At 72.1% G+C, this 10113-nt stretch carries 11 protein-coding genes; 6 read left to right on the plus strand and 5 right to left on the minus strand.

The window, feature by feature from the left end; genetic code table 11:
- Positions 1-40: 40 nt before the first annotated feature.
- Positions 41-703 (minus strand): HD domain-containing protein, encoded by a 663-nt coding sequence (locus BIV04_RS07660; protein WP_083396266.1) that lies wholly within the window; start codon positions 701-703, stop codon positions 41-43.
- Between the two features lie 237 nt (positions 704-940).
- Here BIV04_RS07660 and BIV04_RS07665 point away from each other — a divergent pair, with 237 nt between their 5' ends.
- From BIV04_RS07665 to BIV04_RS17100, 4 genes are all read left to right on the plus strand, one after another.
- The gene (locus tag BIV04_RS07665) at positions 941-1945 is read left to right on the plus strand and encodes a GlxA family transcriptional regulator (RefSeq protein ID WP_071255595.1); all 1005 of its coding nucleotides are present in this window, start codon (positions 941-943) and stop codon (positions 1943-1945) included.
- A 73-nt stretch (positions 1946-2018) separates the two neighbouring features.
- Positions 2019-2378: a GntR family transcriptional regulator gene (locus tag BIV04_RS07670; RefSeq protein ID WP_056229936.1), complete on the plus strand. Its 360-nt coding sequence runs from the start codon at positions 2019-2021 to the stop codon at positions 2376-2378.
- Positions 2375-3268, plus strand: a complete 894-nt coding sequence (locus BIV04_RS07675) for an ATP-binding cassette domain-containing protein (protein WP_071255596.1) — start codon at positions 2375-2377, stop codon at positions 3266-3268. Before BIV04_RS07670 ends, BIV04_RS07675 begins: the two co-directional genes overlap by 4 nt.
- Positions 3265-3975 (plus strand): hypothetical protein, encoded by a 711-nt coding sequence (locus BIV04_RS17100; RefSeq protein WP_071255597.1) that lies wholly within the window; start codon positions 3265-3267, stop codon positions 3973-3975. Before BIV04_RS07675 ends, BIV04_RS17100 begins: the two co-directional genes overlap by 4 nt.
- A gap of 13 nt (positions 3976-3988) precedes the next feature.
- Here the strand turns inward: BIV04_RS17100 and BIV04_RS07685 are convergent, their stop codons facing one another.
- On the minus strand, positions 3989-5002 hold the full coding sequence (locus BIV04_RS07685; protein ID WP_143048614.1) for a hypothetical protein: 1014 nt from the start codon (positions 5000-5002) through the stop codon (positions 3989-3991).
- 104 nt (positions 5003-5106) lie between these two features.
- Here BIV04_RS07685 and BIV04_RS07690 point away from each other — a divergent pair, with 104 nt between their 5' ends.
- Positions 5107-6450, plus strand: coding sequence for an ATP-dependent RecD-like DNA helicase (locus BIV04_RS07690; RefSeq protein ID WP_177174787.1), 1344 nt, complete (start codon positions 5107-5109; stop codon positions 6448-6450).
- 76 nt (positions 6451-6526) lie between these two features.
- Here the strand turns inward: BIV04_RS07690 and BIV04_RS07695 are convergent, their stop codons facing one another.
- Positions 6527-7171: a heme oxygenase (biliverdin-producing) gene (locus BIV04_RS07695; RefSeq protein WP_071255628.1), complete on the minus strand. Its 645-nt coding sequence runs from the start codon at positions 7169-7171 to the stop codon at positions 6527-6529.
- 188 nt (positions 7172-7359) lie between these two features.
- Positions 7360-7812, minus strand: a complete 453-nt coding sequence (locus BIV04_RS07700) for a DUF4383 domain-containing protein (RefSeq protein ID WP_177174788.1) — start codon at positions 7810-7812, stop codon at positions 7360-7362.
- A gap of 100 nt (positions 7813-7912) precedes the next feature.
- On the opposite strand from BIV04_RS07700, the gene BIV04_RS07705 reads away from it, so the two are divergent.
- On the plus strand, positions 7913-8842 hold the full coding sequence (locus BIV04_RS07705; protein ID WP_071255602.1) for a diacylglycerol kinase family protein: 930 nt from the start codon (positions 7913-7915) through the stop codon (positions 8840-8842).
- A 67-nt stretch (positions 8843-8909) separates the two neighbouring features.
- Here BIV04_RS07705 and BIV04_RS07710 read toward each other — a convergent pair whose 3' ends face one another.
- Complete coding sequence (locus BIV04_RS07710; RefSeq protein WP_071255603.1) at positions 8910-9869, minus strand: helix-turn-helix domain-containing protein; 960 nt, start codon at positions 9867-9869, stop codon at positions 8910-8912.
- Between the last annotated feature and the right edge of the window lie 244 nt (positions 9870-10113).

Below are 10113 nucleotides of genomic sequence, written 5' to 3' on the forward strand. Positions count from 1 at the left end.
ACGCCACATCGGTGGTTCGATTTGAGCGCGCCAGAGGCCGTCAGAGGCGGTCGAGCGGGTTCGCGGCGATCCGGTCGCGCATGCCGCCCCGGATCGTCCGGCCCGCCTCGGACCCGGGCTTCCGATGCGCCTGCGACGACATCAGCCCGCCGAACTCGACGCCGAAGCCGTCGCGCGGCACCCGCTCGACGAGGGCGCCGACGAGCTCGATCGGCCAGTCGTCGCCGCCCACCCCCGACACGTCGAGGCTCGTCGCGCGCTCGAGCAGGTGCCCCTCGACGTCGAGGCCGGGCGAGACCGCGGGCCACATGTGCCGCACGATGACGTCGACCACCCGCTGCGACCGGTCGGACGACCACCCCGCCCCGGTCGCGAACACACGGGCGACCTCGCCCCCGGCCCGCTCGAAGGGCTCGGCGTGGCTGTCGAACGGGCCGGCCAGTCCGACGTCGTGCAGCGCCGCCGCCACGAACAGCAGCTCGTGGTCGAACTCCAGCCCCTCGCGTCGCCCCAGGGCCACGGCGAGCGCCGCCGAGCGCCGGCTGTGCGCGAGCAGGGCCGGACTCGACACGACGGCGGCCGCCTCGAGGGCGCGGGCGGCCACGGGCGTAGGAGGCGCGAGCAGGTCGTCGAGGACGGCGGCGGTCGGTCGGGGCTCGGCGGTCGGTCGGGGCTCGATGGTCGGGCGGGGCTCGGCGGTCATGGCAGGAACTCTACGAGTGGACAGGTCCTGCCACGAGTGGCAGTGTTGCCACCGTCCGTCGACATCGCGCCACACTGCCAGCCCACACCCCGCCACCCCGCACCCCGCCACCCCGCCACGCCGCACCCGCACCCCGCACCCCGCACCCCGCCACGATGTGGACACGACGCCACGAGAAGAGATGGCGCTGTGTCCACTTCGTGGCGGCGTGCAGCTCGCCCCACCCCAGGAGACACCATGCCGTTCCGCACCGTCGCCACGATCGTCGCCGACGGCGTCGCGCCCTTCGAGTTCGGGGTGCTCTGCGAGGTGTTCGGCCTCGACCGGACCGACGAGGGCGCGCCTCCGTTCGAGCACCGCATCGTCACCGAGCACCCGGGACTCGTCCGCACGAACCAGGGCTTCTCGATCACGGTCGACCTCGACCTGGGTGCCGCGGCCGACGCCGACGTCATCTGCGTTCCGGCCCTCTGGAACCGGCCCGACCAGGCCGAGCTCGTCTCGCCGGCCGTGCGCGAGCTGCTCGTCGCGGCCGAGGCCCGCGGGGCGTGGTTGCTCAGCGTGTGCAGCGGGGCGTTCGTCCTGGCCGAGGCCGGGCTGCTCGACGGACGCCGGGCGACGACCCACTGGCGCTACTCGGACGCCCTGCAGCGCGACCACCCCGCGATCGAGGTCGACGCCGACGTGCTCTTCGTCGAGGACCGCCGCGTCATCACGAGCGCGGGCACGGCCGCCGGCATCGACGCCTGCCTGCACCTCGTCCGCCGCGAGCACGGTGCCGCCGCCGCGAACGTGATCGCCCGCCGGATGGTCATGCCGCCGCACCGCGACGGCGGTCAGAGCCAGTTCATCAAGACCCCGCTCCCGGTCGAGGTCGACGACTCGCTCGCGCCGCTCACCGACTGGATGCTCGGGCACCTCCGCGACGACCTGAGCATCGAGGGGCTGGCCGCGAGGGCGCACATGTCGCCGCGCACCTTCGCCCGGCGCTTCAAGGCCGAGCTGGGGGCGACGCCCGGGGCGTGGCTCACCCGCCAGCGCCTCCTGCGGTCACAAGAGCTGCTCGAGACGACCGGGCTCGGCATCGACGCGATCGCCGACGAGGTCGGCTTCGGTTCGGCGGCCGTGCTGCGACACCACTTCGCGCGCGTGCTCGGCACGACCCCGCGCGCCTACCGCGCGACCTTCGGCGGAGTGGACGACGTGCGCGACCTCGAGCGGGCGGGAGCCGCAAGCGCCTGAACGGGACGGTCCTTGACAGGCCGACCCGCGCCTCCTAGGTTAACTACTCAAGTAGCTAACCAAAGGAGCAGTCGTGCTCGACGACGGGACGCCGATCTTCCAGCAGCTCGCTGCGCAGATCGAGAAGGACGTGCTCGACGGCACCTACGCCGACGAGGCACCGGTGGCGTCGACCACCGAGCTCGCCGCGTTCTACCGGATCAACCCGGCCACGGCCGGCAAGGCCGTCAACCTGTTGGTCGACCGCGGCATCCTCTACAAGCGCCGGGGCGTCGGCATGTTCGTCGCGACCGGCGCCCGCGAGCGCCTGGCCGAACACCGCCGGGCTCGCTTCGCCGACGAGTACGTGCGCCCGCTGGTGGCCGAGGCACGCGCGCTGGGCATCGACGCCGCCGCCCTCCACCACCTGATCGAACAAGAGGACCAGTCATGAGCCCTGTGATCGAGATCACCGACCTGAGCCGTCGTTACGGCTCCTCGCGCGCCCTGGACGGCGTCGACCTCAGCGTCGACGAAGGGGTCATCTGCGGTCTCCTCGGCCGCAACGGCGCCGGCAAGACGACGCTGATGGCCTGCGTCGCCGGCCAGGAACGGCCGTCCGGAGGCGCGGTGCGGGTCTTCGGCCGAGAGCCCGCGGACCACGCCGACGTCCTGTCGCAGGTGTCGTTCGTGCGCGACAGCCAGCGGTACCCGGACGGCTTCCGACTGAAGCACGTGCTCTCGGTGGCACCGGCCTTCCACCGCGGGTGGGACGCCGCGCTCGCCCGCGACCTCGCCGCCGACCTGCGGGTGCCCGAGAAGACCGACCTGAAGAAGATGTCGCGCGGGCAGCTGTCCGCCGCGTCGATCGTGATCGGCATGGCCTCGCGGGCCCCGCTGACCATCTTCGACGAGCCCTACCTCGGACTGGACGCCACGGCCCGGCAGCTGTTCTACGACCGCCTGCTCGCCGACTACTCGGCCCACCCCCGCACGATCCTGCTCTCGACCCACCTCATCGACGAGATGGAGGCCCTGCTCGAACGGGTGGTCGTGCTCGACGAGGGCCGGGTGCGGCTCGACTCCGACGTCGACCGGGCGCGGGCCTCCGCCTACCAGGTCGCCGGAACGGCATCCGCCGTCGACCGGTTCGCCGCCGGGCGCCGCCTCCTGTCGCAGCACGCGGTCGGCGGGCTGAAGACGGCGGTGGTCGACGGCGTCGCCGACCGCACCACGCGATCCGACGCCCACGCCGCGGGAGTCGAGCTCTCGGGGGTCTCACTGCAACAGGTCGTCGCGGCCCTCGGCTCGCGCGACACCGAACTCGAAGGAGTCACGTCATGAACCGCATCCTGCCCGTCGTCCGACTGCAGTTCGCCCGTCGGCGCAGCGTGCTGCTCGTGCCGTTGCTCATCGTCGCCATCACGTTCGCCGTCACCGTGGTGATCCAGGTCACGCTACAGCGCTCGGGCGCCTACGACGATGGCGCCTCGTACGCCACCGGGGCGCGCTTCAACCCGGGGGTCGTGTGGGCCCAGTCCGGGTACCTCGTCGCCATGGGCGTGGCCTCGGTCGCCTCGACCTTCCCCCTCGCCGCCTCGTTCGGGGCGACGCGGCGGGCGTTCGCGCTGGGCACCGCCGTGACCCACACCCTCGTCGCTCTCTACCTGACCGGGGTGTTCGCCGCCCTGCTCGCACTCGAGGTGCTGACCGACCACTGGTTCGGCGGCTTCTACGTCTTCGACGTCAACGTCCTCGGTGCCGGTGACCTGGGCGTGCTCGTCCCGATCGTGTTCCTCGGCGCCCTCGTCGCCCAGACGGCCGGCGGGGTGTTCGGAGCGGCCTGGCTGCGGTTCGGGCCTCGGGGCCCGCTGGGCATCTCGATCGGCGTCGTCCTCGTGCTGGCCGTCGCGCTCCTGGCCGCCGGCCCCTCGCTGCCCGCCGTGTTCGCGAACTACCAGAGCTGGTGGGCGGCGCTCACCGCAGCGCTGCTCGCGGCGGCGGCGATCGCGGGGACGTTCGCGTTCCTGCGCCGCGCCTCCGTCCGCTGACCCGGGGGCGTGGTCAGTCGAACGTCAGCTCGTCCGACGTGCTGATGCGCATCAGGTACGTGACGGTGAACGGGACGTCCTCGTCGATCGTGTAGCGCTTGCCGTCGAAGAGCGACTGGGCACCGACGACGAGGTGGGCCGTGCCGGCCACCCCGGGCACCTGCCACTGGCCCGACGGGCCCGGCACGATCGAGACGACGGGGTGCACCGGCACCGTCCACGTCGGGTCGTCGGTGACCCGGTCGTCGACCTGGCGGCCGAAGGGGCACCCGGCCGGCAACAGCACCTGCTGCGTGACGCACTGCTCGTCGAGCTGCTGGTCGACCATGTCCTGCACGGCCTCGACGAACGCGTCCCGGGGCTGGACGTCGATCGACACCCCCGACGTCGCCCCGACGGTGAGCACGTCGGCCTCGACCGTGGGCGCCTCGAGATAGCGCGACGAGTGGTCGAGCTCGAACCGCGACGGCGCGAGCACCGTGAACCGGGTCGCGACGTCGGGGGCGTCGGTCGTGACGTCGCGGCCGTCCACCGTGAAGCGGGAGTCGTGCTGGGGCGTCACGTCGAGCTGCGCGGTGGGCGCCTGCACGAAGCGCCACGAGTGGAACAGGCCGAACCGGGTGCCGACCCGCTGCACGACGAACTGCGACTGCGCGGGGGCCTCGGCCGTGGCCGACGTGCCCTGCATCGAGTACGAGAGCGTGATCGCGTGGGTGTCGTCACCGAGGTCGACGTCGCCCACCTCGGTCACGTCGTCGACGCCGCCGAGCGACGGCACCTCGAGCAGCGCGTCGGCCAGCTGGTCGGTCGGCGTGACGCCGGCGAGGGTCAACGCGCTCGACGTGTCGCCGCGGTCCACCGCCGCCACGTAGCCGCGGGCGAACCCGGCGGCGCTGTAGACGGTGGCGTTCAGGGCCACGACGGTGACCCAGAAACCGATCAGCACGAAGAGCAGCGCCCCGCCCCAGATCGCGACGAACGGCCAGCCGAGCGGTGGACGCGTCTCCTCCCCCACAGACGACGACATGACGACAACAATAGGAGGCGCGGGTCACGAACTCCCGAGCACCACCGCCGTCGCGGGTAGATTGGTGGCCTCCCCCACCCCCCTCCCGAAAGGTGCTCGTCGTCGTGAGCGTGGCCCTCTCCGCCGAACAGCAGGCGCTGTACGACGCGATCGAGAACACCCGCGAGCACATCTTCGTCACGGGCCGGGCCGGCACGGGCAAGTCGACGCTGCTGAACCACCTGTCGTGGAACACCTCGAAGCAGATCGTCATCTGCGCCCCCACGGGCGTCGCCGCCCTCAACGTCGGCGGCCAGACGATCCACTCGCTGTTCCGCCTCTCGGTGGGGCTCATCGCCGACCACGACATCGAGCAGAACGCCGAGCTGCGCAAGCTGCTGAACACCATCGACACGCTCGTCATCGACGAGGTCTCGATGGTCAACGCCGACCTGATGGACGCCATCGACCGCTCGCTGCGCCAGGCCCGGCAGCGTAAGCACGAGCCGTTCGGCGGCGTGCAGGTCGTTCTGTTCGGCGACCCGTACCAGCTGCCGCCGGTGCCGGGCGACGCCGAAGAGCGCGAGTACTTCCGCGACAACTACCGCTCGATGTGGTTCTTCGACGCCAAGGTGTGGGCCGAGGCGAGCCTGCGCATCTACGAGCTGGCCTTCATCCACCGTCAGACCGAGGGCGACTTCAAAGAGATGCTGAACGCCGTACGCCACGGCCGGGTCACGGCCGAGATCGCCGGGGCACTGAACGGCGCCGGGGCCCGCCCCGTGCCGACCGACGGCGGGGCCATCACCCTGGCCACGCGCAACGACACGGTCAACCGCATCAACAAGGTCGAGCTCGATCGCCTGTCGGGCAAGGTGATGACCGCCAAGGCCGAGGTCAGCGGCGAGTTCGGCGGGCGGGCCTATCCGGCCGACGAGGCCCTCGAGCTCAAGGTCGGCGCCCGGGTCATGTTCCTCCGCAACGACTCCGAGCAACGGTGGGTCAACGGCACCACGGGCGTCGTCACCCGGGTGCGCGACACCGTCTTCGTCGAGGTCGACGGCGAGGTGCACGAGGTGCAGCCCGTCGTGTGGGAGAAGCACAAGTACTCGTACTCGGCGACCACGAAGCAGCTCAAGAAAGACGTCGTGGCCGAGTTCACGCAGTTCCCGCTGCGCCTCGCCTGGGCCGTCACGATCCACAAGTCCCAGGGCAAGACCTACGACCGGGCCATCGTCGACCTCGGCTCGCGGGTGTTCAGCGCGGGGCAGACCTACGTCGCCCTCAGCCGCATCACCTCGCTCGAGGGGCTGTACCTCTCGCGCCCGCTGCGGCCGGCCGACATCATCGTCGACCTCGACGTGCGCCGCTTCATGAGCGAGGCGTCGCGCGTGCCGGCCATCAAGGCCGCGGCCGACGCCGGCGTGGGCGACGCCGGCGACGACACGACGACTGCTGCCACGGGCTGAGCGTCCGGTCCGACCAGGCCGCAGCCCGGGGCCCGTCCGGTCGGCCCGGTCGGCCCGTCGGCCCTTCGGCGTTCGCCTAGGCGGCGGCCTTCGCGGCCGCGAGGTCGGTGAACAGTTCGGTGCTGAAGCGGTACGCGGCGCAGACCTCGTCGAGCACGTGCTCGCGCTCGTCGGCCGACCAGGCCACGGCATCGAGCTGGCGACGGTAGGTCGTCTTGAACGACTTCGGCTCGGCGATCTCGGCGAACAGGAAGAACCCGACGCCGTTCGTGTCGAACCCGAACCGGCGCTGCAGGATGCTGCGGATCAGATGTCCGCCCGACAGGTCGCCGAGGCAGCGCGTGTAGTGGTGAGCGATGAAGCCGCCGGCCCAGCTGGACGCCTGCTCGATGCGGTCGACGTACGCGCGGGTGGTCGGCAGCGGCGAGACGCGGGCCCGCCAGTCGTCACCGAGCAGGAACGCCAGGTCGGCCTCGATGGCCGGCAGCCGGGTCAGCCCCGGGGCGAGGAACGGAGCCACCACCGGGTCGCCCGACCATCGCACGGCGGCGTCCTCGAGGGCGGCGTAGACGAAGTAGTGCTGGGCGAGCAGCTGCACGTAGTCGTCACGCGTGCCCCGACCGATCAGCAGGTCGGTCATGAACGAGCAGCCGACGTCGGCGGGGACCCGCTCGGCCGTGCGCTCGCGCACCGCCTCGGAGAAGGGGATGACGACGGTCATGATGCGCACCTCCTGGGTGACCTGGGTTAGGTGACCCTAACCCTAGCCAGGGAGGCGCGGTGACGGTAGCCCCCGGGGCCGATCCCGGCAGACGTGCAGCCAGCCCGCAGCCCCCTGCGAGGCGCGACGAAGAGCGACGAGACGCGTCGCAGCGGGGTGCGGTGCCGCGGGGTGCGGCGCTGCGGGGTTCAGCGGCGGCGGCGCTCGGCCCCCACGGCGGTCGCGAGCAGCAGCAGGCCGCCGGCGAGGTGCGTGACGTTGTCGCCGAGGTTGAACGCCAGGAAGTTGACGTCGGTGCCCTCGAGGAAGAATCCGGCGATGCCGAAGACCACGAAGATCAGGCCGATCCAGGTGTTGATGTAACGGGCACTGGCCCGCGAGGACGCGCCCGCGATGATCAGCGCGGCACCGGCCAGCACCCAGACGACCACCAGCGCGGGGTTGAGGTTCCAGACGAACCAGAGCGACGCGCCCTGCGTGGAGAAGAACGAGCCCATGTCCTCGACGAGGAACCCGATGGCGCCGAGCAGCAAGAAGACCGTGCCGACGAAGAGGCCGGCCCCGCGGTTGGGCGACTCGCGGATCGTCGGCTCGTAGGGGGCCGGGGTCGCGGTCGTCGTGGTGCCGTGGGTGCTGCTCATGGTGAGGGTGCCTCTCGTCAGGTGGTCAGCGTCCAGTATGCCCGCCACCCGCGGCGGGCCGCCCGAGCCGTGCGGGCTCGGGGCTGGCAAGATCGACCCCATGACCCCGACGCCCCTCCGCCTGGTCGTGGCGATCAACCCCGGCGCCTCCGCCGGCGGCCGGAAGCACCTCGCCGACGGGGTGCTCGCCGGGCTCCGCGACGCCGGCCACACGGTCGTGCCGCTCACCGAGTCGAGCTACGACGACCTCGTGGCCGCGGCCCGCCGCGAACTCGACCCCGACCACGGCGAACGCCCCGACGCCCTGATCGTCGTCGGCGGCGACGGCATGGTGAACCTCGGGGCCAACCTGGTCGCGGGCACCGACGTGCCGCTGGGACTGGTGCCGACGGGCACCGGCAACGACACGGCCCGGGCCTTCGGGCTGCCCCACGACGACGCCGAAGCGGCCACGCGCCTCCTCGTCCGACTGCTCGAGGGCGAGCCGACCACCATCGACGCCGGACGCGTGCTGCAGGCGGACGGCCGGGCCACCTGGTTCGCCTGCATGGTCTCGGCCGGCTTCGACGCCGTCGTCAACGAACGGGCCAACCGGCTGAGCTGGCCCAAGGGTCGTCGACGCTACGACGTCGCCCTCGCCATCGAGCTGGTGCGGCTGCCGAAGATCGCGTACCGCCTCGAGCTCGACGGGGTCGCCTCGACGGTCGAGGGCACCCTGATCTCGGTCGGCAACGGCCAGTCGCTCGGCGGCGGCATGAAGGTCACGCCCGACGCCGTGCTCGACGACGGACTGCTCGACGTGCTCGTGGTCGAGCGACTCACGCGCTGGCAGTTCGTGCGGCTGTTCCCGAGCGTGTTCCGCGGCACCCACCTGAGCCACCCGAACGTGACCGTGCACCGCGTGCGTCGTGCCGTGATCGAGGCCGACGGGGTCGCCGCCTACGCCGACGGCGAGCGCGTCGGGCCCCTGCCGGTCACGGTCGAGGTCGTCCCCGGCGCGCTGCGCGTCTACGCCGCGCTCGGTCGCTGACCGTCGGCACCAGCCCAGGAGGCGCGCTCGGCAGCGAGGCGACCACGCGCCCCGCGCACCCCCGACCTCAGCCGCTGTGCAGCGTCTCGCGGGGGTACTCGCCGAACCGCTGCTGGTACGCGGCCGAGAACCGGCCCAGGTGGGCGAATGCCCAGTGCCGGGCGACGTCGGCAACGGTCGTCGCGTCCGGGGTGGCTTCGCGCAGGGCCTCGTGCACGCGCTCGAGGCGGATCTCGCGCAGGTAGGCCGTGGGCGTGGTGTCGAGGTGACGACTGAACGCCTGTTGCAGCCCACGCGGGGTGAGCCCCGCCTCCCGGGCGATGTCGACGGCCGAGATCGGCAGGTGCGCGCTGGCGTGCATGTACTCGACGGCGAGGCGGAGGCTCGCGTTGCGCGGCGCGAGCAGGGCGGCGGGCATCGGGCTCGACGTGTGGGCGAAGGTGTCGAGCAGGGCGCTGGCGGCCAAGCGGGCCATCTCGGTGCGCATCAGGTCGCTGGGTTCGCCCGAGCCCAGGTAGGCGCGACCGATCAGGCGGACCGTGGCGTGCCAGGCCTGCACGGCGGCGGACGAGACGGGGGCGGCGTGGTCGAACCGGATCGTGCCGGGCATGATGCCGTGACGCTCGGCCGCGACCTCGTCGACGACCGACTTCGACAGGTGCAGCAGGCTCTGGTTGACGTCCTCGGTGGTGAACTCGAACTCGCGCCCCTCCGGGAAGAGGATCGGTCGCCCGACGGCGCCGGCCACCTCGTCGCGACCGTTGTCGACGGTCGAGCGTCCGCCGAGCAGCCAGTGCACGACGTGCTCGTCCCCCGCCGCGGCCTGCCCGTCGACGCGACCCATGAACAACGTCGAGCGCAGGGTCATGGCCCCGTCGCCGACGATGGTGTGGCGGAACGCGAAGGGCGCCTCGGTGGGGGCGACGTGGAAACCACGGCCGTTGTAGCCGGCGCTCAGGATGTCGACGGCCTCGTCCAGATCTCGTCCGCGCGCGTCGAAGCGGATCTTGTCGTCCTGGGCAGCCATCTCAGCGAATTGTTGCACGCACTCCAAAGTCCGCACCAGTCGACCGAAGGGGGTTGACAGCGACTGCCGTCCCGTCTAGTCAGCTCGCCTTCCTGACCACGCCCGCGATCGCTCTCGCACCCGCACCCGCATCCCCGCCCGCACCCGCACCCGCACTCGAGCCCGCACCCGCACCCGCACTGGCGCCCGCCCCCGCACCCGCACCCGCACTCCCGCCCGCACCTGCACTCGCGCCCGCCCCCGC

Source organism: Frigoribacterium sp. MCBA15_019 (assembly GCF_001864945.1).
Classification (GTDB): Bacteria; Actinomycetota; Actinomycetes; order Actinomycetales; family Microbacteriaceae; genus Frigoribacterium.

Excerpts from the sequence above, each read along its gene's own strand:
- BIV04_RS07660 (WP_083396266.1), bottom strand. The coding sequence starts at position 703 with ATGACCGCCGAGCCCCGCCCGACCATCGAGCCCCGACCGACCGCCGAG.
- BIV04_RS07665 (WP_071255595.1), top strand. The coding sequence starts at position 941 with ATGCCGTTCCGCACCGTCGCCACGATCGTCGCCGACGGCGTCGCGCCC.
- BIV04_RS07675 (WP_071255596.1), top strand. The coding sequence starts at position 2,375 with ATGAGCCCTGTGATCGAGATCACCGACCTGAGCCGTCGTTACGGCTCC.
- BIV04_RS17100 (WP_071255597.1), top strand. The coding sequence starts at position 3,265 with ATGAACCGCATCCTGCCCGTCGTCCGACTGCAGTTCGCCCGTCGGCGC.
- BIV04_RS07685 (WP_143048614.1), bottom strand. The coding sequence starts at position 5,002 with ATGTCGTCGTCTGTGGGGGAGGAGACGCGTCCACCGCTCGGCTGGCCG.
- BIV04_RS07695 (WP_071255628.1), bottom strand. The coding sequence starts at position 7,171 with ATGACCGTCGTCATCCCCTTCTCCGAGGCGGTGCGCGAGCGCACGGCC.
- BIV04_RS07700 (WP_177174788.1), bottom strand. The coding sequence starts at position 7,812 with ATGAGCAGCACCCACGGCACCACGACGACCGCGACCCCGGCCCCCTAC.
- BIV04_RS07705 (WP_071255602.1), top strand. The coding sequence starts at position 7,913 with ATGACCCCGACGCCCCTCCGCCTGGTCGTGGCGATCAACCCCGGCGCC.
- BIV04_RS07710 (WP_071255603.1), bottom strand. The coding sequence starts at position 9,869 with ATGGCTGCCCAGGACGACAAGATCCGCTTCGACGCGCGCGGACGAGAT.